Genomic DNA, 22,708 nt, shown 5'->3' with positions numbered 1-22,708 from the left:
AACAAGCGAGGGTCTGTGTCCGAATCCGCCAAGTCGCGCCGCCGGGGCGCCGAGCTGGTCAACGCCATCCACGAGGCCGCCATCGACGAGCTCAACGAGGTCGGCATCGGACGGTTGACGATGGAGGGAATCGCCCGACGCAGCGGCGCCGCCAAGACCTCGCTGTACCGGCGCTGGCCCGACACGCACGCGCTGCTGATCGAGGCGCTGCGCGAGCGGATGCCGCAGGAGACCCCCAGCCCCGGCGCCGACGATCTGCGCGGCGACCTGATCGCGGCGCTGCAACTGTTGTGCGACTGGATGATGACCCCCGCCGCCCGTGCGGTCTCGGCCATCGTGGCCGGAAGCGGGGCCCACCCCGAGTTCACCAAGCGGGTGTTCGAGGAGGTCTTCGAGGCGAAGGGTTCCCGCTTCACGCTCACCGTGTTGCGCCACTACGCCGATCGCGGTGAGATCGACCCGGAGCGGGTGACCCCGGTCGTGGCCGACATCGGGGAGGCGTTGGTGTTCAAGTTCTCCATGGACCGGTTCGCGATGCCCGCCGAGTCCGATCTGGCCGCGATCGTGGACGAGGCGATCCTGCCCGCGCTCGGGCTCGGGCGCTAGCGCGAGGGCCGTCCGCGTCTGGGCACTATGGGCATTCCCAGTATGTTCCGCTGTCCTCGCAACGTTAAACAGAAATTCTTATATATGAATGCTTGATTCTGCGGAAAGTCTCTTCTAGGCTTCTGCTACGGCTTGACGCCGCACCGTCAGGCCGAAGTGTACTGACGCCGCCGGAGCGCCCGCCCGGACGGTCTCGCCCCTTTCCAGGAGACACCCCATGCCCACGACCCTGTATACGAGGCTGCGCAGAATCGCCGGAGTGGCCGCGGCGGTGGCGCTGGCCGCCACGACCGCCGCCGCTCCCGCCACCGCCAGCGCCGTCGCGGCCGCCTGCGACGACGGCTCCGCGCTGCGCGTCACCAAGGACGCCCACGGCCACCACGATCCCAACGCGTTGACCGGAAAACAGGTCGCCAAGGCCGAACGCGAACTGGCCGACGCCCTGGCCGACCGCTCGGTCTCGCAACGGGACCTGGCCGCCAGCGTCACCGTCCCGGTGGTGTTCCACGTGATCATGCAGGACTCCACCCGCGCGGGCGGCAACCTGCCCGACTCGATGATCGCCGAGCAGATGAAGGTGCTCAACGACTCCTACAGCGGCGCCACCGGCGGCGCGGACACCGACTTCCAGTTCAACCTGGTCAAGACCACCCGCACCGTCAACGCGAGCTGGTACAACGTCGGCTACGGCTCGGCCGCCGAACGCGACATGAAGGCCGCGCTGCGAGAGGGCGGCGCGGACACGCTCAACATCTACGCCGCCAACATCGGCGACGGGCTGCTGGGCTGGGCGACCTTCCCCGACCGCAGCATCGGCAGCGACGACGGCGTCGTCGTGCTCAACGAGTCGCTGCCCGGCGGCACCGCGGCGCCCTACGACGGTGGCGACACCGCCACCCACGAGGCGGGGCACTGGCTGAACCTGTACCACACGTTCCAGGGTGGATGTAAGGGCAAGGGCGACCAGGTCGCCGACACCGCGGCCGAATCGTCCCCGGCCTACGGGTGCCCGACCGGACGCGACAGCTGCACCCGGGTCGCCGGTGTCGACCCGATCCACAACTTCATGGACTACACCGAGGACGACTGCATGTACGAGTTCACCGCGGGACAGACCACGCGGATGCACGAAGCCTGGACGGCGTTCCGCGCCTGAGGCTGAGCCAGCGGGACGGTCGTCGCGTCGATGTGGCGCGGCGGCCGTCCTTTCGTTTCGGGTTTAGGTCAGTTTCTGGCCGCAACCGGGTCTAGCTTCTAGGACATGGCCGATACCCGACGTCGCATGCTGAGCCTGCTGTCTCTGTTGCAGGGCGGTCGGTCGTGGACCGGAATCGAACTGGCCGAACGGTTGTCGACCAGCCCGCGCACGCTGCGCCGCGACATCGACCGGCTGCGGGAACTGGGTTACCCGGTCGAGACCACGCGCGGGCCCGGCGGGCACTACCGGCTGGTCGCGGGCTCGGCGATGCCGCCGCTGCTGTTGGAGGACGACGAGGCGGTCGCGATCGCGTTGGGCCTGCGGGTGGCGTCGGACGGGGTGATGGCGGACGTCGCCGACACGGCGTCCAGCGCTTTGCGCAAAGTGGAGCAGGTGTTGCCGAAACGGTTGCGGCAGCGGGTTCGGGCGATGCACGCGGCCACCGAGACCACACCGGCGCGCTGGCCGCAGGTGAGCGCGCGGCTGCTGGATATCGTGGGAGAGGCGAGTCATCGCTCGCAGCGGCTGGATTTCGACTACCGCGATCGTGGGGATGCCCGGACCCGGCGGCGGGTGGAGCCGTATCGGCAGGTGCTGGTGAACCGGCGGTGGTACCTGCTGGCCTGGGATCTGGATCGGGGGGACTGGCGGATCTTTCGGATGGATCGCATGAGTGACCCGCAGGTGGGGCCGGGGCGGTTCGAGGCGCGGGAGCTGCCGGCGGAGAGCGCGGCGTCGTTTGTGGAGAACGCGTTGAAACGGTATCCGCCGATGCATCACATCGTCGTCGACTTCCACGCGCCGTTGGAGCGGGTGGCCAGTCTCCAGAACGACCGGGACGGGACACTGACGCGCATCGACGATGAGCACTGTAGATATTCGGTCGACGCGGACTCCTTCGAATGGATGGCCATCATGTTGGGCGTCTTGGGGTTGGAGTACCGGATCGTCGGGCCCGAGGAGTTCGTCGAGTATTCGCGCAAGCTCGCGGAACGGATTCGCGAGTCCACTGAAGGCAAAGGATAATAGCGTGTTGAAGCAGGATCTGAAGAAGGTTCACCGTGATCTGTATGGACCCAAGACTGAGCCGGAGCTGGTGGAGGTGCCGACGCGGGCGTTCCTCATGATCGACGGGCATGGGGATCCCGACGTCGAGTCGTCGGGGTACGGGGCCGCTGTGGAGGCTCTGTATACCGTGGCCTATACGTTGCGGTTCGCGTTGAAGAAGGCCGAGGTGATCGAGTACCCGGTGCCGCCGCTGGAGGGTCTGTGGTGGACGGACGAGTTCAGTGACACGCCGGAGTGGTTGCGGCGGGACGAATGGAACTGGACGATGATGATTCCGCAGCCGCCGCAGGTCGACGCGGTGGGGTTCGCCGACGCGGTGGCCTCGGCCCGGCGCAAGAAGGGGGAGCGGGAGGAGTTCGGGCGGGTGCGGTTCGAGGAGTTCACCGAGGGCCTGTCGGCGCAGATCCTTCACATCGGGCCGTACAGCAGCGAACCGGAGACAATGGAGCGACTCAACGCGTTCGTGAAGGACAAGGGCCTGTCGTGGACCGGAAGGCATCACGAGATCTACCTGTCCGACCCACGCAAGGCCGTTCCGGAGCGGATGAAGACCATCCTGCGGCACGGCGTCGGCTGACCCGGCCCGACGCGGCTTCGCCGCGCGGGCGGGGCTGGGGGCGGGGCTGCGGCCGTGGCCGCTAACCCGCTGGTTCCCAGCGGATGTCGCGCTCGGGGGCGTCGGGGGCGATGAAGTCGTACAGCTCGGCGGCTTCGGCCGCCAACGCCGCCTCGTCAGCGGCCGACAGCTCCCGGAACGGCGAGATCGTCAGCGTCGAGCCCTCGACGGACCACAGCCCCGCCACGAAACCGTCCACCAGGAAGGTCGGCAGCACCAGCGCCCCACCGGGAGTCACCCGCTTGCGATCGGACTCGGACATGATCCGGGTCCGGTCCTTATAGGCCAACAGCGCGTTGTCGTACGCGGGCAGGAACCGCACCGGAACCGGCTCGCTTCCATCCACTATGGGTGCCCCGGGCAGGTCGAACAGTTCGCGACCGTCCTCGCCGCGATACACCGTCAGCTGCGGGCGCAGCCGCTCGACCTCGTCGCGTAGCTTGGTCAAACCCGACCACGCCTGCATGTCCATGACGCTCGCGGGCCCGAAGGCCGCCAGGTAGCGGCGGATCATCCGCTCTACATTGGCCGGTTCCATCGGGCGGCCGGTGACGTGCTCGGCCAATGACACCTCGCGCTTCAGCCGCGCCCGCCAGCTGCCCCACACCGCCGCCGACGGCGCGGGCACGAGGGCGTGCAGCACCTCCACCGAATCTGCCAGCCGTCCGGGGTGGTGGCCGGGGAACCGCTGGCTCAGCTTCTCGATGAACTCCTTGCGCGGCATCCGGCCGCCCGACAGGATCTCGCGCCCCGCCGCCGCGAGCTCGTCGTGGTCGATGCCCTCGATCTCGTTCGCGTAGTGCGCGGCCTTCAGGTGCCGCACGACCTTCGGCTGCACCGTCGGCCGCAGCCAGCCGATGTCCTCGGCCGCCACCAGATGCTGGGTGACCCGGATGACCGTGGAGCGCACCACCGCGTTGGTCTCCAGCAACTCGGTCAGTTCGTCCTTCTTGAAGTCCGTGATCCGGGTCCACAGTCCCACATACGGCCAGTTCGGTTCCTGGCCCTGCACCGCGACCAGGTGCTTGAGCACCTCCAGCGCCGAGGCGCCGGTGCGCTGGGTCAGGTGCTGGCGGTGCAGCAGGGTGCGGTTGAGGGTCCGGGTCGACAGGGTGGCGGTCATCGGGAGCCTTTCTCGATCTCGTCGTCACCCGAAACGTATCGGCAATCGCGGACAGATACGGTCCTCGATACTCAGACGGTTGCGGAATTCTCGCGCGCCCGCCACTCGTCCGCCGACTGCCCGTACAACCGCGCCTGCTGCCCGCGATAGGTCAGCTCGCGCAGGAACCGGTGCCCGACCCGCTCGGCCACCGTCGCCGAGCGCTCGTTGCCGGGCAGGATCACCGACACGATCTCGGTGGCGCCCAGGTCGGTGAAGCAGTACCGCACCGCCGCGTGCGCGGCCTCGGTCGCGTAGCCCCGGCCCCAGAAGCGACGGTCCAGGCACCAGCCGACGCCCAGGCCCGGAAACCCGTGCGGCTGCCAGGGACCGGCGCGGCCCACGAACCGTCCGGTGTCCTTTTCGACCAGTGCGAAATGCGAGTAGCCGCGGATGTGCCGGTGGCCGATGAACGTGGCCAGGCTGCGCCAGGCGTCGGCGGCGGAGGTGCCCGTCGACTCGGCAAGCCCCGCGGCCACCTCGGGATCGGCCAGCATCGCCGCGTAGTCGTCGAAGTCGTCACCCGTCAACGGCCGCAACAACAACCGCTTCGTCTCCACCTGAGTTCTCATCCGCCGATTGTGGGCCATCGGCGAAAATCGATTGACGGGCCTGCTTGTATGAGGTCGTGAACGAGATCGACACCAGCCCGCGTGCCCGGGAGTATCTGGACGCTTACAACGATCAGCTGCGCGACCGCATGTTCGTCAACGACCCCGACGAGGAGACCGTCGACGTCGTCGGGCCGGTGAAACGGCTGACGAAGATCCAAGGTCGCGGCTTCATCATGTACAAGGACCTCGGCGGCCTGGACGGTGAGGCGCTGGACGCGTTCATCGCCGAGCAGCGCGACTACTTCGCCGGGCTCGGCAAGACCGTCGAGTGGAAGTACCACGTCGAGGACCAGCCCGCCGACCTGCCGGACCGGTTGGCCGCGCACGGTTTCGAGCCCGAGGAACTGGAGTCCATTGTCATCGGCGAGGCCGCCGACCACATGATCGCCGTCCGGCTGCCCGAGGGCGTGACCGTGCGGGAGATCACCTCGGACGCCGACCTGGAACGGGTGCGGGCCATGGAGGAGAAGGTCTGGGACACCCCGATGGAGTGGCTGCCCAAGGCGCTGGCGGCCGAGCTGAAGAGCACCACCGACCCGGTGACCGTGCTGGTCGCCGAGGCCGACGGCGAAGTGGTGTGCGCCGCGTGGATCCGATGCCACAAGGGAACCGAGTTCGCCTCGCTGTGGGGCGGATCGACGCTGCCCGGCTGGCGCGGCAAGGGCATCTACCGGGCGTTGGTCGCGCGTCGGGCGCAGCTGGCGGTGGCGCGGGGCTTCAAGTACCTCCAGTTCGACTGTTCCGACGAGTCGCGGCCGATCCTGCTGCGGATGGGGATGTCGTGGGTGACCAAGGCCTTTCCGTACGTGTGGAAGCCGCAGGACGCGGCGGCGGAATAGCCGGGGCCTACGCCTGGCCGGGCGCTCGCGGCGACCTTGCATAATCGTCACGGCGATTAATAGGGAGGCGCAATGGAAACGGGCCAGGTGCTCAAGGAGCGCTATCGGCTGACCGGCCGGATAGCCGTCGGTGGCATGGGCGAGGTGTGGCGGGCCGAGGACGAGATGCTGCACCGCACCGTCGCCATCAAGATCCTGCACCCGGCGCTGGCGGCCGATCCGCAGTTCCAGCACCGGTTCATCCAGGAGGCCCGCACCCTGGCCTCGCTCAACGCACCCGGCCTCATCGACCTGTACGACGCGTGCGAGGAGACCAGCCCGGACGGGTCGCCGCTGTCCTATCTGGTCATGGAGCTCGTCGACGCCAAGCCACTGTCCACGATGCTCGCCGAATCCGGACGGGTGGAACCCGGCAAGCTGCTGCCGATCCTGGCGCAGTGCGCCACCGCGCTGGGCGCCGCCCACGGCGCGGGCATCGTGCACCGCGACATCAAACCCGCCAACATCCTGGTCGCCGAGGACGGCACCGTCACCCTGATCGACTTCGGGATCGCCAGGCGTCCGGGCGACTCGAAACTGACGGCGGCGGGCTCGGTCATCGGCACCGTCGAATACGCCTCGCCCGAACAGCTGCGGGGCGTGAAGCTGACCGGCGCGTCCGACATCTACTCGCTGGGCGTCGTCGGCTACGAATGCCTGACAGGGGCGCCGCCGTTCTACGGCGACACGGCCGCGGTCATCGCCGCGCACCTCAACCGGGAACCGGCGCCGCTGCCCGACGACGTGCCACGCGCGGTCGCCGACGTCATCACCACGGCGATGGCCAAGGACCCGCAACAGCGGTTCGGATCGGCGGCGGAACTGGCCTCGGCGTGCCGGGGAGCGGCCTCCGGAACGCGGGTGATGCCGATGGGGCGGGCCCAACCGCCGGTGCCGCCCACCGAACCGATCGACATCGAGCCGTCGTCCGAGGCACCCGAGTCCGTGGATCGTATGCTGCGCAAGCGAACCCTCACGACCGTGCTGATCACGCTCGGCGTGGTGCTGGTCATCGTGCTGGCGGTGGGGGTGGCCTGGTTCGCCGGACGCAACAGCGGCGGCGAAACCGCCGACGACAAGTCATCGTCGAAGTCGTCGTCCTCGGCATCGCCGAGCCCCACCGGACCCGACGCGCCCGCGAACTCCACTTTGGCCAACGCCAGCAACGACCAGTGCGTGGCCATGGACTACGGCCTGTTCAGCGACGCGGTCGTGCTGGCCGACTGCGGGGGCGACACCACGAAGTTCGAGTTCGCGCCCGACTCCGGCAACAAGGGCGTCTTCGAGATCGTCAACACGGCCGACGGCGACAAGGCCTGCGTGAACTGGCGATACGGGGACGAGGACGTGCTGGCCGGGGAGTGCACCCCCGACACGGCGTGGAAGTTCGAGTGGATCGAGACCAAGGCGGGCGTCGACGTGTGGCGCATCCACAGTGTCACGAACAGCAAGTTCTGCCTCGCGGCGGCGTCCGGGGCCCCGCAGGGGCAGGACTGCAACGACGACGAGAACCAGCGCTGGGAGACCAAGGAAGCCAAAGACTGACACGACATGGCTCGGGCCCGCGGGGGTCAGTCGAGGGGCTGGGCTGGGGAGATTTCGTTGACGTGGATCAGGATGTCGAACCAGTCCTTCAGCGAACCGCCCGACATGTGGAACGACTCGTGGTCGCCCGGGTCGAAGGCCGGGCCGATCAGGCGGGTTCGGGTGGGGGAGCGGAGCCAGGACTCGACCGACGGCGGGCATTCCTGGCGCAGGTCGAGCAGGTAGGCGTCCATCGCGACCTGGCCCAGGACGTGGTCGGCGAAACCCTCGGGGGGAGGCGGGATCTCGAACGGGGCCAGGCCGTGGTGGAAGGTGAGCCCGACGGAGACGTAGTCGGGGCCCAGGCGCTCGCGGAGGTACGCGCCCGCGTTGCGGTGCTCGATCGGTTCGGGGGCGGGCGAGACAGCGCGGGGGTCGCCGACGGCCGTGTGGGCTATTCCTCCCCAGTGGACGATCTTGGTGGTGGACTCCTCCAGCCACCAGGTGATGTTGTCGGCGAGGTCGCGTTCGATCGCGGCGAGGTCTTCCGGGCCGGGTGCCGAGTCGGGGATGCGGCGCAGGTCGCGCGCGAACCGGATGGCGTCGTCGGGGTGCTGGCGGTGGTGCTCGCGCATCCACTCGACGAGGTCGGCGACCTCCTCTAGCTGCCAGAATGTGCGCGCCACCGACAACAGCGCGCGTGCGTCGCCCGTGCCGGTACTGATGTACTCGTCCAGCCCCAGCTCGTGCGGGTCGTCGCCCTCGAACGCCAGCGAGCGGAAGCCCGAGAACTCGACCAGCAGCCGCAGGATCCGGTGCGACAGGGCCGACAGCTCGTGCGAGGTGCGGATCGACGAGCCCAGCGCCACCACCTTCGCGCCGCCGATCATGGCCCGCAGCGGTTTGAGATCGGTCAACGGCGCGGCCGGGTCGAACTCGGTCAGCCGGTGCGCGTGGTGCTCGATCCAGTTCGTCACCGCGTCGGACATGACGGTGCCTCCTGCCCATCGGGTCGACAGCGGCATTACCCGGCGCGCGAGCGGGTTAAACGCGGGTAAAGGCGTTGCGGGCGCGGGCCGGGCTTGCCTAGGCTTCCGGCGTGAACGCGCGGCTCATACTCATCACCGGCGCCCAGGCGGCCGGGAAGACCACGATCGGGAACGCCTTGGCGCGGCTGCTGCCCAAGGCCGTCCACGTCGACGGCGACGCCATCGCGGAGTTCGTCGTCTCCGGCGCGATCGGCATGGACCTGCCGCCACCTCCGGGCGCGATGGAGCAGCTGTACCTGCGGTACCGGGGCAGCATCGCGGTCGCGAACGTGTACCGCGACAAGGGGTTCGACGCGGTCGTGTCGGACAACATGTTCGGGGAGACGCTGACCGACGTCATCGCGATGGGGCACGAGACCGGCGACGTGCACGTGATCGCTCTGGACCCGGACATCGCGTCGATCGAGGAGCGGGAGCTGGGGCGCGGCAAGTCCGGCTACACCGAGACGGTGACGCCGCAGGCGCTGGTCGACGCGCTGCGCAACGAGACCGCGCGGGTCGGGTTGTGGCACGACAACTCGGGGGAGACGGTCGCCGAGACCGCTTCGCGGTTGCTGGAGAAGCTGGACGCGGCGTTGGTGCCGCGTCCGGCGAGTGCGTGAGCGACAGCCGTCGGCCGACTGGTGGCGGCTCACCGGCCCGTCCGGCCTCGTATCGTCGGCCCATGGAACTGTTGGCCCAGGGCCGAGACGCCGACGTCTACGCGCTCGATGACGAGCGCGTCCTGCGGCGGTGCCGCCACGGGGAGCCGAGCCAGACTGAGATCCGGATACAGAGCCACGTGCGTCAGGCTGGGTATCCGGTGCCGGAGATCTTCGATGTCTCCGGCCGCGACATCGTGATGGAAAGGCTGCACGGGCCGTCGCTGATGGAAACCATGCTGGACGGTGCCGAGGACGGGGTGGCCACGCTGGCTGAGGTCCACAATCGACTTCACGAGCTGTCGGCGCCGGACTGGCTGCGGGGGCACGACAGTGGCGGCGATCGGATCGCGCACCTGGATCTGCATCCGGCCAACGTGATCGTCACCGAGAGCGGGCCGGTGGTCATCGACTGGACCAACGCGGTGGCCGCGCATCCGGGGCTGGACGTCGCCGACACGATCGTGGTGCTGAGCGTCGCGATCCCCGACGGGGTCGACCTTGCGGTGCTGGACGCGGGACGGCGGCGGCTCACCGAGGAGTTCGCGGCCAAAGTAGACCATGACCCGAACCCGTGGCTGCCCACGGCGATCCGGCAGCGGATGGTCAACCCGAACCTAAAACCCGCCGAGGGCCAGCTATTGCGAGACTGGCTGTCCGAGCTGGAGAGCTGAGCGCAGCCACACGGGCGATGGCCAGCGGCTCAAGCTCGCGGCGCGGGTGGTTGCGGGCGCCGGGTGAGAGCGAACAGGGCCAGCGCCGTCGCGGTGCCCACGATGGCCAGGCCGTTGCCGAAGGCCCACAGCACCGCGTCAGCGGCCACCGCCATCTCCGAGCGCGACGGGTCGCGGAAACGCGGGTTCACCGTGACGATGAGCAGCACCTTGGCCCCCACGCCGATGGCCAGCGCGACCAGCGCGGTGTTCCACGTACGACGGACCTTCGCCGACACCGCCGCTCCGAAGCGCAGCCGCAACACGACGGTCAACGCCACCCCAAGCGGGCCCCACGGCAGGTAGTAGAACACCGGACTGCCGGGCTCCAGCGCGTCCGGGAACGCACCCGGACGCGGTTCGGCCAGCACCGCCACGATCGTGACGAGTTCCTCGTAGACGTTGCCGAACAGCCACATCGACAGCAGCACCGCGACGGCGAACCACAACCCGCGAGACCGCCGCAACGTGTCGATGTCGGTGTACACACCCGACATGCTAGCGACGCTCCTCGACACGGCGAAGGCCCGATGGGGAGCGTCGTGCTCCGCCACCGGGCCTACGCCCGTTGTCGCTAGCAGGTTGGGTTGCCGGACGGCAGCTTCCCGGAAGCCAGGTACTTGTTCACCCGCTTGTCGATGCACGAGTTGCCGTACTCGCCGTAGACGCCGTGAACCCGGGCACCGTCCAACGTCAGCAGACGCGACTCGCTGAGCTTGCCGTGCAAGGCTTCGGCGTGCTCGTACGGGGTCATCGGGTCGCCGGTGGCCGCTACGACCAGCGCCGGGACGTCATTGTCGACGGTCGTGGGCTCCTCGATCGGTTCGGTCGACCAGGACGCGCACGGGCTGATGTCGCGGTACACCGGCCCGAAACGCGGCTCGTCGGCGCGGTGCTCCTCGATGTCATTCCAGTACCAGTCGGGGTCGGTCGGCACATCCACGTCGCCGCACAGGATCGACGCCTGCGCGCTGCCGTACTTCGACTCGGCGCCGGTGAGCACGAACCCCAGCATCCCCTCCAGCTCGGGGCCCGGCTTGGCCGAACCCTGGGTCGCGGCGGTGTGCATCGTGGCGACCGCCTCGGCGAGCTTGGTGTTGGACGGTTCGCGGTCGTCGGACAGGCCGTCGAGCAGCACGATCGGGGCCGCGCTGTCGTCCAGTTCGTACTCGCCGATCCGCAGCGGTTCCTCAGCGGCGGCCTCCATGATGGAGTCGACCGTCGCGACCACCTCGTCCTGAGTGGCGCCCAGTCCGTACTCGGCGTCGCGTTTCGCCGCCCACTTCGCCCAGTCCTTCAGCGCGTTCTCGGCGTGACCGGCCGCGTCGCCGAACATCGTCGCCCCGTAGCGGTCGGGGTCGACTGCGCCGTCCAGGACGACCCGGTCGGCCCGCTTGGGGAACATCTGCGTGTACACCGAACCCAGGTAGGTACCGTAGGAATAGCCCAGATAGGACAGTTTCCGCTCGCCGAGCACCCGGCGGATCAGGTCCATGTCGCGGGCGGTGTTGCGGGTGGTCACGTGCGGCAGCAGGTCGCCCTTGGTGCGTTCGCACCGTTCGGCCAGATCGGCCTGCATGTCGACGATCTCGTCGAAACCGTCGCGTTCGGTTCCGGCCGAACGCACCCAGGTGCCGACGTCCCAACCGCAGTCGATGGGGTTGCTGCGGCCCACGAACCTCGGGTCCATCCCGATCAGGTCGAATCGGGACGACAGTTTGCCCATCGCGTCGCTGACCGGAAGCACGTAATCCAGGCCCTCACCGGCCGGGCCGCCGGTGTTGAGCAGCATCGAACCGATCTTGTGCTTCTTGTCGCTGCCTTCGAGCCGGGACATGGCCACCTCGATGGTCCTGCCGTTCGGCTTGCGGTAGTCCAGCGGGACGGTGACCTCGCCGCACTGGGCTCCGGCGGCGTCGAGTTCGGCGCCGACCTCGTCGTTCTCGTCGAGCTGGCATTTGTGCCAGTCGATCTTCTGGTTCGCGAAGCGGCCCAGGCCGTCGCCTTCGGCCAGCGCCGTGTGTGTCAGGTATCCGGTGGTGCCCAGCACCGCCAGAGCCAGGACCGCTGTCGCGGCCTTTGTGGATTTCCTCATGATTCTCCTACTCGGGGTCAGCGGCCGACGCACAGCGCGGCGCGGATGGTGTCGAACAGGGCTTCGTCGCCCGCGTCGGTGGTCACGTTGTCGTTGAGCGCCAACTGAACCTGGCGTCCGTCCGTTGTGGTGCCGTTGAAGACCTTGTATCCCGGCGAGGTGCCGCCGTGGCCCCACATGACACCGCCGCACTCCTTGACGGGGGTCTCGATCAGGCCGAGCCCGTACCGGGCGTCCTCCCACAGCCGGTCCTCGTCGGCGGGAACGGTTTCGCGCATCTCCTCCAGCTGCGGCTCGTCGAGCAGTTCGCCGTCGAGCAGCGCCGCGAAGAACCGCTGCTGGTCGTCCATGGTGGAGATCAGCGAACCGGAGGCGCCGCCGAAGGTGGTGTTGAAGCGGGTGACGTCGCGTTTGCCGCCGTCCTCCTCGGGCCAGTAGCCGCGCGGGTGCGGTCCCCGGATCCGGGACTCGCTGCCGGGCCAGTAGGTGTCCGGCAGGTCGAGTTCGTCGATGATCCGGTCGGTGATCTCGTCGCCGATGTCCTCGCCGGTCACCTTCTCCACGATCATCCCGGCCAGCACGTAGTTCGTGGACGAGTAGGTCCACTCCTGGTCGGGGTGCGGCATGTCCAGTGCCATGCCGACCAGTTCCTCGGGCTGGAAGGTGCGGTAGCGGAAGCTGTCGTAGTCCTCCCACGGCAGCGCGTCGGTGTGGTCGGGCAGGCCGCTCTCGTGCCGCAGCAGTTCCCGAACGGTGATCTTCGCGCCGTCGTAACCGTTGCCCTGCACCAGATTCGGCAGATAGTGCTCGACGGTCTGGTCCAGATCGATCTCACCGTCGGCGACCAGCTGCATGACGACGGTCGCGGTGTAGGTCTTGGTGATGCTGCCGATACGGACTCGCTGATCGGTCCGCATCGGACGCTCAGTCTCGCGATCGGCCAGACCCACCGCCTTGGTCCACTTGCCACAACCGGGGAACCGGACGTCGATCGCGGCACCGGTGACACCGTGATCGGCCACCAGGGACTTCAGTTTCGACGTCACCTTCGCGTAGCCGCACTCGCCGTCGCCTTCGGGTTCACCGGCCAGCGCCACGGCTCCCGCCGACAGCGCCATCGTCGCCGTCAGGATCCCGGCGATCGCCAGCCTGCGAACTCTTCGTCCTCTTCGTAGGGTTTCGTTCATGGCTTCGACGTTAGGAATCACACCCGCCCGCGACAGTGACGCGCGCACCCGAATAAAAGGTGTAGCTGGCTACACTGGCGAGCCGCCCGGCCACCATCGATAATCGGACGGTGCGCAAGATCTGGCAGGCCACGAGCTATCTGGTGATCGGCGGCGCGACCGGAGCCGTCGCGCTGGCCCATCTCGTCATGCTCGTGCTGGCGATCGTGACCGCGCCGCTGGGGATCGGGATACCGCTGCTGTCGTCGATGCTGGGCGCGCAGCACGGCTTCCTGACCCAGGAACGTGCCCGGATCGGCCGCTTCCTCGGCGCCGCCATCGGCGAACCCCGACGCGCGTCCGACCCGGCGGGCGGACGGCGGCTGCTGCCGCAGCTGCGACAGGCGACGACGTACCGGGAGAGCCTGTGGCTGCTGCTGCACTCCGCGGTGGGGATGCCGGTGGCGTTCGGCGTCGGGCTGCTGTACTTCGTGGCCGTCGGGTCCTGGCTGGTGACGGTGGGCTGGTGGGTACTGCCGCCCGGCACGTTCTCGTTCTTCGTGCCGATCACGACCTGGGAGCAGGCGCTGACGATTCCGCCGCTGTTCGCCGTTCCCGCGACCGCCGCGATCATCTGGCTGGTGCCCGCGATCGCCTGGGCCCACTCGCGGCTCGGCCGGTCGCTGCTGCGGCCCACCTCGACCGACCGGCTGAGCGAACGCGTCGAGGAACTGTCACACACGCGGGCCGAGGCGCTGGACGCCCACGCCGCCGAACTGCGCCGCATCGAACGCGACCTCCACGACGGCATCCAGGCGCGACTGGTCGCCATCGGCATCCACCTGGGCGTCTCGCAGCGGCAGCGCGGCGACACCCCCGAATCGGCGGACCAGCTGGTGGACCGGGCCCGCACCGGCGTCGAGGAGACCCTCACCGAACTGCAGGCCGTCGTGCGGGGCATCTACCCGCCGATACTGTCCGACCGGGGCCTGGACGGGGCGCTGCACGCCCTGGCCGCCGACAGCCCCGTCCCGATGGAACTGACGCTGGATCCGCCGGGACGGCTGCCCGCCGCCGTCGAGGCCGCCGCCTACCACGTCGCGGCCGAAGCGGTCACCAACGTCGCCAAGCACAGCCGCGCCACCGCCGCCACCCTGCGGGTCACCCGCGAGGCGAACACCCTGATCATCGAGGTCACCGACGACGGCCGGGGCGGCGCGGACGAGAGCGGCGGCACCGGCATCGCCGGGATGCGCCGTCGAGCCGCCGCGCTGGACGGCCGGATGCGACTGGCCAGCCCGGTCGGCGGACCCACGCAGCTGCGAGTGGAGTTGCCGTGCGAGTCGTGATCCTGGAAGACCACGCGCTGCTCCAGGAGGGGCTGGGCCTGCTGCTGGGCACGGCGGGATTCGAGGTGGCCGCGGCGGTGGGCACCGTCGAGGAGTTCGCGGCCGCGGTGGACGCCGAACCGCCCGACATCGCGGTGGTCGACATCCGGCTGCCGCCCACCTTCCGCGACGAGGGCCTGCGGGCCGCCATCGACGCGCGCACCCGCCACCCCCGGTTGCCGATCCTGGTGCTGTCGCAGTACATCGAACGGGTCTACGCCACCGAACTGCTGGCCGACCGGCGCGGTGGCGTCGGCTACCTGCTGAAGAACCGGATCTCGCGGGTCGACGACTTCATCGACGCGGTGCACCGCGTGGCGGCGGGAGGCACGGCCCTGGACCCTGACGTGGTGGCGCAACTGCTCATCACACGGGGCCCGGCCCCGCTGGAATGCCTCACGCCCCGGGAGCGGGAAGTGTTGGCGCTGATGGCGGAGGGGCACGCGAACACCGCGATCGCGGCGAAACTGTTCCTCACCGAACGCGCCATCAGCAAGCACATCGGCAACATCTTCCGCAAGCTCGAACTGCCGGTCGACGACAGCGCCCACCGTCGGGTGCGGGCGGTGGTGAAGTACCTCAGCGCCACTGCCGACCCATCCTGACCAGAACCCGCCCCGCTGGCCGAGCTGGGCGGGGCTCGCGGCGCTGGCTGGGCTGGGTCGCGAGCGAGGCCGGTCGGCGTGGCTCGGCCGTCGGCTGACGGTCGCTGGCCGCTGGCCGCGATGCCGCCCGACGGGGCTGGGCTAGGCCGTTTGGTCGAGGCCGGTCGCCAGGTCGCGCAGCAGCCCCAGGCTGTTGCGCCAGGCTCCGGCGTCCAGTTCGGGGTTGTCCAGCCGCCCCGACTCGGTGATCGTGACCCGCGTTGCCTCGGCCTCCGGCTCCAGTCGGATCTCGACCAGCGGATCGCCCTCGGGCTGCCAGCGGAACGACAGCAGCCGCCCCGGTTCGACCCGCTCGACGGTCGCGGGAAACGAGCCGTGCTCGTCCCAGCGCAGCACCATCGCGCCGCCCGGGCGGGCGTCGATCTCGGCGCCGCCGAACGCGTACCAGCGAGCCAGCGCCGCGCCGGTGCTGACCAGCGGCCACAGTGCGTCGGCCGTGGCCGGGATGAGCAGCTCCTCGGTGATGACCGTGACGGGTGCTTCAGCCATGGCCACAGTATGCGGACCGGGTACGACAACCGTGGCAGTATCGCCCCATGACGAACATCGAGATACGGCGCGGCGGCCCGGACGATGTGGCCGCGGTACTGGGCATGTTGGACAGTGCCATCGCGTGGATGGTCGAACGTGGAGCGACCGGCCAATGGGGATCGACACCGGCGTCCCAGACGCCGCGGTTCGTGGACCGCGTCAACACCTTCGCCGACAGCGGCGGCCTCCACATGGCCATCGTGGACGGACAGCCCGCCGGTGCGCTGTCGGTCGGCGTGCCCCTCAACTACGCCCCGCCCGCCAACGAGCCCGAACTGTACGTGCAACTGCTGATTACCCACCGTCGCTACTCGGGCCTGGGCGTGGGTTCCCGGTTGCTGGAGCACGCCGCCGAGCTCGCCCGCGCCGACAACCTCGGGCTGCTGCGGGTCGACTGCTACGCGGGCAACGACGGCAAACTCGTCGAATACTACGAGCGGCAGGGTTTCACCCGAACCGAGTCGTTCACAGTGGACCGTCCCGCCGGGGCGTGGCCCGGGCAGTTCCTGGAGCGGCGGCTGTCGCCCGCCGTGTTACCGGGTAGGCACCCTGTGGCGACGTTGAATACAGTTGAGGCAGGTGCACAGCGAACCCCGGGAGACGAGAACATGGCCGAAAAGCACAGGGAACCGGCGTGAGGCCGCTGGTGCCCTATGACCCCAAACGGGTAGGGCGATACCGGATGCTCGCCCGCCTGGGTACCGGCGGCATGGGACGGGTCTTTTTGGGCAGCGGGCCGGACGGCCGCCTGGTGGCACTGAAACTCGTCAGCGAGGACTGGCTCGAGGACGAGGGCTTCCGGGACCGGTTCCGCGGCGAGGTCGCCGCCTCCCGCAAGGTCTCCGGCGGCTACACCGCCGCCGTCATCGACGCCGACGCCGAGGCCGAGGTGCCCTGGCTGGCCAGCGAATACGTCCCCGGCGTGACGCTGGCCGAGGCCGTGAAGGCGTCCGGCGGACTGCCCGAGGCCGCCGTGCTGCGGCTGGCCGCCGGGCTCGCCGCCGCCCTGGACGTGATCCACCGGCAGGACCTGGTGCACCGCGACCTCAAACCCACCAACATCCTGCTCACCGACGAGGGCCTGCGCGTCATCGACTTCGGGATCGCCCGCGCCACCGACAACGTCGCGGGCAGCGGCCTCACCCGCACCGGCCGGGTCGTGGGCACCGCCGGGTACATGTCGCCCGAACAGGCCGAGGGCAAGTCCGTGACCCCCGCCAGCGACGTGTTCTGCCTGGGCACCGTGCTGGCCATGGCCAGCACCGGTTCGGGGCCCTTCGACGGCAACTCCGACCCGCAGACGATCTACAACGTCGTCCACAAGGAACCCGACCTGTCCGGGCTGCCGGACCGGGTGCGCGCGCTGGTGGCCCGGTGCCTCGACAAGGATCCCACCGCCCGGCCCGGCCCGACGCAGGTGCTGGAATCCATAGGGGAACTCGCCCCGACCGGGCGGGCCTGGCCGCAGTCGGTGCACGAGCTGATCAACGGTCAGCGCGCCGAAGTGGACAACGTGCTGAACACGCCGCAGTGGACGGTGAACCTGGCCCGCGTCGTCGACAAGACGAAGATGTTCACCCGTGGCCTCACCACGGCCAACGAGTCGCGCCGTCCGGCCGCCGACGCCGTCAACCAGTGGTACGACGCCGCCGAGAACCGGTTCCGCAAACTGATCTCCTCGCGCAAACCCGCCGACGGCAAGCCCGTCGCGGCCACACCCGGCGAGGGCCCGCCCGGTACCGCCAAGTCCGCGCTCGGCCAGCCGCCCGGCCAGCGGGGGCACGCCCTCGACAAGCCACCGGCCAAGCAACTCGTCCCGCGCAAACCCCGACAGCCGGGCCAACCGGCCAACGCCCAGCTGCTGTTGGTCCGCGACATTGCGATCATCGTGGCGGGCGCGCTCGTCGGCATGTTCGTCACCGCCGACCTCAACATCGGCCAACCCATCGCCAGCGACCGCGAAAGCCTCGGCATCGGCGGCAGCGAACTCGAACAGGCCCTGACCCACGCCGGGTACTTCGGCGCCATCGTCGGGTTCCTGCTGGGCGGGGTGGCCTGCGCGATCGTGCGCTGGATCGTCGGCAAACGCGCCCAGCGGTTCAGCCGGATCGCGCTGGCGGTGCTGTCGGGCGGCGGCTTCGTGCTGGGCTGGCTGGCCGAACACGACTACATCAACCTTAACCTGGTCAGCATCGGCATCATGGAGGACGTCTCCAACAACGAGAACGAGGCCGGGCTGATCGTGCTGGGGGTGCTGGTCAGCTTCGTCGCCCTGGGCTGCGCGCTGTGGATCGTGGGTCGCATGATCCCGCTCTTGGCCATCATCGGCTTCATCCCCGCCGCCGCCTGCGGCGCCGCGTGGGCCTACCTGGGCGCCTCCGGCATCGTCATCGACGACGGCCTGTCCATCGGCCTGGCCAGCGTTCTGGGTGCCAGCATCGGCGGCGGTGTGGCCGCGCGGATCCTCAACTCGATGCGGGACCGCAAGAAACCCGCCGTACCCGCGCCGCCACCACCGCAACCCCCCAGGGCCCGTCCCTGGTTAGGCCCTGGCCTGTCCGGGGCCGTCCGGATTCGTCCGCCGCCGCCTTTCGGTGCGGCAAGCTGGAGGCTGTGCCGCGTCACGCCGAAAAGGAGCCGTAGTGGACCAGACCATCCACGAGGACCCCAGCCTCATCCTCACCCGCGACGGCCGGGTGGAGGCCAAACCGCTCGCCGAACTACGGCGGCTGTACCCCGAACTGCCGCCGGAGATCATCGACACCATCCATCGCGAGGCGACGGACGCCGCCGCCGCGTACACCGCCGAACGGTTGCCGCTCGCCCCCGTGGGCGTCGGGTAGCCGCGAAAACGAGTTGCCGCACCGCCGCCGCGCGACCCAGTATTGGCCGGTGAAGATGCACGCCGATCAGGCCGACATCACCGCCGAGGAGGTCGCGCGGCTGGTCGCGGACCAGTTCCCGGACTGGGCCCCGCTGCCGGTGCGGCCGATAGCCTCGCCCGGCACCGTCAACGCGCTGTTCCGGCTCGGCGAGGACGTGGTGCTGCGGTTCCCGTTGCGGCCCAACCGCGACGAGACGCTGCGCGCCGAACTCGCCGACGAGCAGGACCGCTGCCGACTCGTCGCCGACCGGCTCCCGGTGCCGGTGCCCGAACCGCTGGGCCTGGGACGGCCCGGCCCCGGTTACGACGGCTGGTGGAGCGCGTATCGCTGGATCGATGGCGAGACCGCCTACGGCGCCGACATCGCCGACCAGCGCGGCCTCGCCCGCGACCTCGCCGGATTCGTCCGGGCACTGTGGCGCGTCGACACCGACGGTCGCGCCTGGGACGAGACCGCCAGGGGCGGACGGCTGAGCGAGTTCGCCGATGGCGTCGCCGACGCGCTGTCGCGCAGCGTGGAACTCACCGACACCACCGCGATCGACGCGCTGTGGCGGCGCTGCCTGCTCGCGCCGGAACCCGAGACGCGGCACTGGATCCACGCCGACCTCATGCCCGGCAACCTGCTGCTGCGCGAGGGACGGCTCGCCGCCGTCATCGACCTGGAGATGCTGCGGGTCGCCGACCCCGCGGTCGACCTCATGCCCGCCTGGAACCTGTTCGACGCCGCCGCCCGCGACACCTACCGGCGCGAACTCGGCGTCGACGACGCGACCTGGGAACGCGGGCGCGGCTGGGCGCTCGCGCAGGCCATCATCGCGCTGCCGTACTACGTGGACACCAACCCCGTCATGGCCGACACCGCCCGCCACACCCTCGACGCGCTGTTGGAATAGCCCGAGCGCGCGGCGGTGTCGTCGCGGTGAAACCGGCCGCGATGCGGCAGGATCACGGTGTGTATGGCGGATACGACTCCTCGCGGGTGGCGAAAACGGTGGTGACGGTGCTGCACGCCGGTGGTGTCACCGCCGCGGTGTGGTTCCTGGCGGGCGGGTCGCGGCGCTTCGGCGACTGGCTCGGGGTCGACTTCCCGCTGGCCGACGGCACCCGCCGGGCGCTGCTGATCGCGCTGTCGGTGTTCTACTTCGGACGCTTCCTGGTGACGACGTTCGTCACCCTCAAACGGACCATGGCCGTGCCCGAGGCCGTCACGATCGGGGTGTGGGTCATCGTCATCCACGCCACGATGGCGTTCACCGGCGGCACCAACCCCGCCGACGTCGGCCGCTGGCTGTGGGTGGGGGTGGCGCTGTATCTACTGGGGTCCATTCTGAACACCGGCTCCGAGATCCAGCGGCTACTGTGGAAACGGCTTCCGGAGCACAGTGGTCGGCTGTACACCGGCGGCATGTTCCGCTACACCCGGCACCCCAACTACCTCGGCGACGTCACGCTGTTCACCGGCTTCGCGCTGGTGACCGGGACCGTGTCGGCCTTCGCGATCCCGCTCATCATGACCGTCATGTTCGTGTCCATCAACATCCCGATGCTCGACAGGTACCTCGCCGAGCGGTACGGCGACGACTTCGACCGCTACGCGTCACGCACGTCCCGGCTCATCCCGTTCGTCTACTTAGCGCACTCAGCTGCCGCTGGTGGCGGCGACCCGAACGCCCAGCGCCACCAGGATCGCGCCGGTGGCCGTGTCCAGGGCCCGACGGATCGCGGGGCGCTGGAACACGCGGCGCAGCGTCCCCACCAGCAGCGCCACCGAACCGAACCACGCCAGCGTGATGGCCACCGCGACCGCCGACAGCTGCACGGTGTCCAGCACCGTCGCGTGGGAGGGCAGGAACTGCGGGATCAGCGCCACGAAGAACACCCCGACCTTGGGGTTGAAGACGTTGCACCAGAAGCCCTGCCGAAACGCCAGCCAGTCGGACACCGTCGCGGGCGGGGCCGACTCGGCAAGCGGCGAGGCGCCCTTGTCCTTGAGGGCGGCGTACAGGGTCCGGGCGCCGAGGTACACCAGGTAGGCGGCACCGGCCAGCTTCACCGCCGTGTACAGGCCCGCCGAGGCGGTCAGCAGGGCCGCCACCCCGGTGGTCGCGGCGACGACCCACACCGTGATGCCCGCGGCGATCCCGACGGCGGCCATGAGACCGGAACGGCGGCCCGAGATGGCCGAACGACGCACCACGATCGCGAAGTCCGGGCCGGGCGACATGGCGCCCAGCAGGATCACGGCGGCGAAGGCGGGGATGACGGTCCAGGTGGTCACGGCGGAATCCTCCCGTGGGGCGGCGGACTACCCAACCTACAACCGACGGCGGCCGCGGGGCCACATCGCGGGAATCCACCGGCCGCGACCCCGCGGCACCTGCCATCGATTGATCCTAACAGAACACACCATAAGTGACATACCTCGATCGAGTGCATCACCGGTAGCTCCACAGGATCCCGGCCACGTAGGCTCGCCAGATGATCGAGCAGCTTTGGGACGCGTACCGCGAACACCACGACCTGGCGAAACTGGAAGGCCACTGCCACACCGGACGGGACTGGTTCTACCTGGCGGTGCTCGCCTTCGCCGACGGCCACGACGCCGCGGCCGCCGACTACGCCACCCGCGCCGCCCGGCACGAAACCGCCTCCCGGGTGCACGCCGCGGCGGCCGAGTACCTCACCAAGGTGGGAAAGCAAGGGCGGCAACAGGTCTACACCGAGCCGGAGGGTTTCGCCGCGTTCATCCGGGGCGGCGGCAACGTGTCGCTGTACCGGGCGCTGAGCGCCGCGCTGGCCGAACGGTACCGCTCGGCCAAGCCCGCGTCCCTGTTGGACATCGGTGTCGGTGACGGTCTGGCGCTGCTGCCAGCGCTGACCGGTGACGTCGCCCGGGTCGATCTGCTGGAACCCTCGGCGGCGCTGTTGGACGCCACGGCCGCGGCCCTGACCGAACGCGGCGTCGCGCACCGCGCCGCCAACGCGACCCTGCAACAGCTGGCCACCGGCGTGGACGCCTGGCCCGCCGACACCCGCTGGGAACTGACCCAGTCGACGTTCGCGCTGCACAACATCGCCCGGCCGCAGCGCCTTGAGCTGCTGGGATGGCTGCGCGATCACACCGACCGGCTGCTGATCGCCGAGTTCGACCTGCGGCCCGGCTCCTCGTGCGAGCCGGAGTGGTTCGACTACGTCGCCACCCGCTACGAGGCCGGGCTGGCCGAGTACGACGGCGACGGTGGCCTTGTCGCGCAAGGATTCCTGATGCCGGTCATGTTCGGGTACTTCGACCCGGCGACCGTGCACCACGAACAGTCCCTCGCGGACTGGCGCGCCGACCTGACCGCCGCCGGGTTCACCGACCAGCGGGAACCGGAACTGCTGCACGACTACTGGTGGGCGCCCGGGTACCTGCTCGACGTCCGGTGAGTCCGTGGGGGAGTCGCGACTGTCGGTAGCCGATGCGGTAGCTTGACGCCGTGGCAGGCGTGGGGATGCGGCGGATCGGCGCGCTCCTCGTCGTGCTCGCGATCGTGCTGACCGGCGTCGAGTGGTGCCTGGCGCACCAGCACCCCGAGGTCGCCGCGGCGTCGGTGGCCGACTGCCCGGCCCCCGGAACCCATCACGAAGCCGAACAAAGCGCCCGCCAGCCCGGTGTGGCGTCCGGGGTCGCTTGCCAGGCCCCGGAAGTTCCCGCTGTGATCATTGACGCGCCCATAGAGCGCGATCATGCGGACAGCCTGGGGCACAAGCATTTCCGCTCCCAATCGGGAGCGACGCGACTGATCGGACTGTGTATCTCCCGGACGTGACGGGCCTCTGACATGACAGGGGACCGTTAATCCATTTAAGAGGGAGAAACTTTCTTGAGCATTACCGAATTCGCCGTGCCCGGTGGACTGCGCAC

The 22,708-nt window shown here is 69.5% G+C and carries 24 protein-coding genes and 1 pseudogene; 16 read left to right on the top strand and 9 right to left on the bottom strand.

Annotation, left to right across the window (positions count from 1 at the left end):
* Positions 1–15: 15 nt before the first annotated feature.
* From SNAS_RS23430 to SNAS_RS23415, 4 genes are all read left to right on the top strand, one after another.
* Positions 16–606, top strand: coding sequence for a TetR/AcrR family transcriptional regulator (locus SNAS_RS23430; protein ID WP_013019953.1), 591 nt, complete (start codon positions 16–18; stop codon positions 604–606).
* 217 nt (positions 607–823) lie between these two features.
* Complete coding sequence (locus SNAS_RS23425) at positions 824–1,762, top strand: zinc metalloprotease (protein WP_013019952.1); 939 nt, start codon at positions 824–826, stop codon at positions 1,760–1,762.
* Positions 1,763–1,867: 105 nt separating this feature from the next.
* The gene (locus tag SNAS_RS35940; RefSeq protein WP_041625129.1) at positions 1,868–2,830 is read left to right on the top strand and encodes a helix-turn-helix transcriptional regulator; all 963 of its coding nucleotides are present in this window, start codon (positions 1,868–1,870) and stop codon (positions 2,828–2,830) included.
* A gap of 4 nt (positions 2,831–2,834) precedes the next feature.
* Positions 2,835–3,449 (top strand): GyrI-like domain-containing protein, encoded by a 615-nt coding sequence (locus tag SNAS_RS23415; RefSeq protein ID WP_013019950.1) that lies wholly within the window; start codon positions 2,835–2,837, stop codon positions 3,447–3,449.
* Between the two features lie 61 nt (positions 3,450–3,510).
* On the opposite strand, the gene SNAS_RS23410 is transcribed toward SNAS_RS23415, so the two are convergent.
* Both SNAS_RS23410 and SNAS_RS23405 read right to left on the bottom strand, forming a co-directional pair.
* Positions 3,511–4,611 (bottom strand): winged helix DNA-binding domain-containing protein, encoded by a 1,101-nt coding sequence (locus SNAS_RS23410; protein WP_013019949.1) that lies wholly within the window; start codon positions 4,609–4,611, stop codon positions 3,511–3,513.
* Positions 4,612–4,682: 71 nt separating this feature from the next.
* Positions 4,683–5,222 (bottom strand): GNAT family N-acetyltransferase, encoded by a 540-nt coding sequence (locus tag SNAS_RS23405; protein WP_169313916.1) that lies wholly within the window; start codon positions 5,220–5,222, stop codon positions 4,683–4,685.
* A 56-nt stretch (positions 5,223–5,278) separates the two neighbouring features.
* Here SNAS_RS23405 and SNAS_RS23400 point away from each other — a divergent pair, with 56 nt between their 5' ends.
* Positions 5,279–6,103 (top strand): GNAT family N-acetyltransferase, encoded by an 825-nt coding sequence (locus SNAS_RS23400; protein ID WP_013019947.1) that lies wholly within the window; start codon positions 5,279–5,281, stop codon positions 6,101–6,103.
* Between the two features lie 72 nt (positions 6,104–6,175).
* Positions 6,176–7,687: a serine/threonine protein kinase gene (locus SNAS_RS33165; RefSeq protein WP_013019946.1), complete on the top strand. Its 1,512-nt coding sequence runs from the start codon at positions 6,176–6,178 to the stop codon at positions 7,685–7,687.
* Between the two features lie 26 nt (positions 7,688–7,713).
* On the opposite strand, the gene SNAS_RS23390 is transcribed toward SNAS_RS33165, so the two are convergent.
* A complete protein-coding gene (locus tag SNAS_RS23390; protein ID WP_013019945.1) occupies positions 7,714–8,655 on the bottom strand; it encodes an erythromycin esterase family protein in 942 nt (313 codons plus the stop codon).
* 110 nt (positions 8,656–8,765) lie between these two features.
* Between SNAS_RS23390 and SNAS_RS23385 the strand changes: the two genes are divergently transcribed.
* Complete coding sequence (locus SNAS_RS23385; protein ID WP_013019944.1) at positions 8,766–9,317, top strand: nucleoside/nucleotide kinase family protein; 552 nt, start codon at positions 8,766–8,768, stop codon at positions 9,315–9,317.
* A gap of 62 nt (positions 9,318–9,379) precedes the next feature.
* A complete protein-coding gene (locus SNAS_RS23380; RefSeq protein ID WP_013019943.1) occupies positions 9,380–10,030 on the top strand; it encodes a phosphotransferase in 651 nt (216 codons plus the stop codon).
* Between the two features lie 29 nt (positions 10,031–10,059).
* Here SNAS_RS23380 and SNAS_RS33160 read toward each other — a convergent pair whose 3' ends face one another.
* The 3 genes from SNAS_RS33160 to SNAS_RS23365 all read right to left on the bottom strand — a co-directional run bounded on the left by SNAS_RS33160 (position 10,060) and on the right by SNAS_RS23365 (position 13,351).
* On the bottom strand, positions 10,060–10,566 hold the full coding sequence (locus SNAS_RS33160) for a hypothetical protein (protein ID WP_013019942.1): 507 nt from the start codon (positions 10,564–10,566) through the stop codon (positions 10,060–10,062).
* A 77-nt stretch (positions 10,567–10,643) separates the two neighbouring features.
* Positions 10,644–12,164, bottom strand: coding sequence for an alpha/beta hydrolase (locus SNAS_RS23370; protein WP_013019941.1), 1,521 nt, complete (start codon positions 12,162–12,164; stop codon positions 10,644–10,646).
* 17 nt (positions 12,165–12,181) lie between these two features.
* The gene (locus SNAS_RS23365) at positions 12,182–13,351 is read right to left on the bottom strand and encodes a serine hydrolase domain-containing protein (protein WP_086013285.1); all 1,170 of its coding nucleotides are present in this window, start codon (positions 13,349–13,351) and stop codon (positions 12,182–12,184) included.
* Positions 13,352–13,461: 110 nt separating this feature from the next.
* On the opposite strand from SNAS_RS23365, the gene SNAS_RS23360 reads away from it, so the two are divergent.
* The gene (locus tag SNAS_RS23360; protein ID WP_013019939.1) at positions 13,462–14,679 is read left to right on the top strand and encodes a sensor histidine kinase; all 1,218 of its coding nucleotides are present in this window, start codon (positions 13,462–13,464) and stop codon (positions 14,677–14,679) included.
* A complete protein-coding gene (locus SNAS_RS23355; protein ID WP_013019938.1) occupies positions 14,667–15,323 on the top strand; it encodes a response regulator transcription factor in 657 nt (218 codons plus the stop codon). Before SNAS_RS23360 ends, SNAS_RS23355 begins: the two co-directional genes overlap by 13 nt.
* Before the next feature lie 141 nt (positions 15,324–15,464).
* On the opposite strand, the gene SNAS_RS23350 is transcribed toward SNAS_RS23355, so the two are convergent.
* Entirely contained in the window at positions 15,465–15,872 is a 408-nt protein-coding gene (locus SNAS_RS23350) for an SRPBCC family protein (RefSeq protein ID WP_013019937.1), read from the bottom strand.
* A gap of 47 nt (positions 15,873–15,919) precedes the next feature.
* Between SNAS_RS23350 and SNAS_RS23345 the strand changes: the two genes are divergently transcribed.
* The 3 genes from SNAS_RS23345 to SNAS_RS23335 are packed head-to-tail and all read left to right on the top strand — an operon-like array spanning position 15,920 to position 19,694.
* Entirely contained in the window at positions 15,920–16,552 is a 633-nt protein-coding gene (locus SNAS_RS23345; RefSeq protein ID WP_013019936.1) for a GNAT family N-acetyltransferase, read from the top strand.
* Positions 16,549–18,810, top strand: coding sequence for a serine/threonine-protein kinase (locus SNAS_RS33155; protein ID WP_211207230.1), 2,262 nt, complete (start codon positions 16,549–16,551; stop codon positions 18,808–18,810). Before SNAS_RS23345 ends, SNAS_RS33155 begins: the two co-directional genes overlap by 4 nt.
* A 2-nt stretch (positions 18,811–18,812) precedes the next feature.
* Positions 18,813–19,694 carry an aminoglycoside phosphotransferase family protein gene (locus SNAS_RS23335; protein ID WP_013019934.1) on the top strand — a complete coding sequence of 294 codons (882 nt, stop codon included), beginning with the start codon at positions 18,813–18,815 and terminating at the stop codon, positions 19,692–19,694.
* Between the two features lie 244 nt (positions 19,695–19,938).
* On the opposite strand, the gene SNAS_RS36910 is transcribed toward SNAS_RS23335, so the two are convergent.
* The gene (locus SNAS_RS36910) at positions 19,939–20,127 is read right to left on the bottom strand and encodes a hypothetical protein (protein WP_244409057.1); all 189 of its coding nucleotides are present in this window, start codon (positions 20,125–20,127) and stop codon (positions 19,939–19,941) included.
* Here SNAS_RS36910 and SNAS_RS37755 point away from each other — a divergent pair.
* Positions 20,045–20,371: pseudogene (locus SNAS_RS37755) on the top strand (DUF1295 domain-containing protein); the annotation flags it as partial. The gene SNAS_RS36910 and the pseudogene SNAS_RS37755 sit on opposite strands and share 83 nt — an antisense overlap.
* Positions 20,372–20,440: 69 nt before the next feature.
* Here the strand turns inward: SNAS_RS37755 and SNAS_RS23325 are convergent.
* Positions 20,441–21,079: a LysE family translocator gene (locus SNAS_RS23325; protein WP_013019933.1), complete on the bottom strand. Its 639-nt coding sequence runs from the start codon at positions 21,077–21,079 to the stop codon at positions 20,441–20,443.
* A 200-nt stretch (positions 21,080–21,279) separates the two neighbouring features.
* Between SNAS_RS23325 and SNAS_RS23320 the strand changes: the two genes are divergently transcribed.
* Positions 21,280–22,230, top strand: coding sequence for a hypothetical protein (locus SNAS_RS23320; protein ID WP_013019932.1), 951 nt, complete (start codon positions 21,280–21,282; stop codon positions 22,228–22,230).
* 50 nt (positions 22,231–22,280) lie between these two features.
* Complete coding sequence (locus tag SNAS_RS23315; RefSeq protein WP_144300611.1) at positions 22,281–22,613, top strand: hypothetical protein; 333 nt, start codon at positions 22,281–22,283, stop codon at positions 22,611–22,613.
* The last annotated feature ends 95 nt before the right edge of the window (positions 22,614–22,708 follow it).

Origin of the sequence: Stackebrandtia nassauensis DSM 44728, from assembly GCF_000024545.1 — a bacterium.
In the GTDB taxonomy this organism is placed as follows: Bacteria; Actinomycetota; Actinomycetes; order Mycobacteriales; family Micromonosporaceae; genus Stackebrandtia; species Stackebrandtia nassauensis.
The sequence above is the reverse complement of the archived record's forward strand: the minus strand, read 5'-3'. Positions and strand labels throughout refer to the sequence as shown.

Excerpts from the sequence above, each read along its gene's own strand:
- SNAS_RS23425 (WP_013019952.1), top strand. The coding sequence starts at position 824 with ATGCCCACGACCCTGTATACGAGGCTGCGCAGAATCGCCGGAGTGGCC.
- SNAS_RS35940 (WP_041625129.1), top strand. The coding sequence starts at position 1,868 with ATGGCCGATACCCGACGTCGCATGCTGAGCCTGCTGTCTCTGTTGCAG.
- SNAS_RS23410 (WP_013019949.1), bottom strand. The coding sequence starts at position 4,611 with ATGACCGCCACCCTGTCGACCCGGACCCTCAACCGCACCCTGCTGCAC.
- SNAS_RS23405 (WP_169313916.1), bottom strand. The coding sequence starts at position 5,222 with ATGAGAACTCAGGTGGAGACGAAGCGGTTGTTGTTGCGGCCGTTGACG.
- SNAS_RS33165 (WP_013019946.1), top strand. The coding sequence starts at position 6,176 with ATGGAAACGGGCCAGGTGCTCAAGGAGCGCTATCGGCTGACCGGCCGG.
- SNAS_RS23390 (WP_013019945.1), bottom strand. The coding sequence starts at position 8,655 with ATGTCCGACGCGGTGACGAACTGGATCGAGCACCACGCGCACCGGCTG.
- SNAS_RS23380 (WP_013019943.1), top strand. The coding sequence starts at position 9,380 with ATGGAACTGTTGGCCCAGGGCCGAGACGCCGACGTCTACGCGCTCGAT.
- SNAS_RS33160 (WP_013019942.1), bottom strand. The coding sequence starts at position 10,566 with ATGTCGGGTGTGTACACCGACATCGACACGTTGCGGCGGTCTCGCGGG.
- SNAS_RS23370 (WP_013019941.1), bottom strand. The coding sequence starts at position 12,164 with ATGAGGAAATCCACAAAGGCCGCGACAGCGGTCCTGGCTCTGGCGGTG.
- SNAS_RS23365 (WP_086013285.1), bottom strand. The coding sequence starts at position 13,351 with ATGAACGAAACCCTACGAAGAGGACGAAGAGTTCGCAGGCTGGCGATC.
- SNAS_RS23350 (WP_013019937.1), bottom strand. The coding sequence starts at position 15,872 with ATGGCTGAAGCACCCGTCACGGTCATCACCGAGGAGCTGCTCATCCCG.
- SNAS_RS23345 (WP_013019936.1), top strand. The coding sequence starts at position 15,920 with ATGACGAACATCGAGATACGGCGCGGCGGCCCGGACGATGTGGCCGCG.
- SNAS_RS23335 (WP_013019934.1), top strand. The coding sequence starts at position 18,813 with ATGCACGCCGATCAGGCCGACATCACCGCCGAGGAGGTCGCGCGGCTG.
- SNAS_RS36910 (WP_244409057.1), bottom strand. The coding sequence starts at position 20,127 with ATGGACCCCAGTAGATACAGCGCCACCCCCACCCACAGCCAGCGGCCG.
- SNAS_RS23320 (WP_013019932.1), top strand. The coding sequence starts at position 21,280 with ATGATCGAGCAGCTTTGGGACGCGTACCGCGAACACCACGACCTGGCG.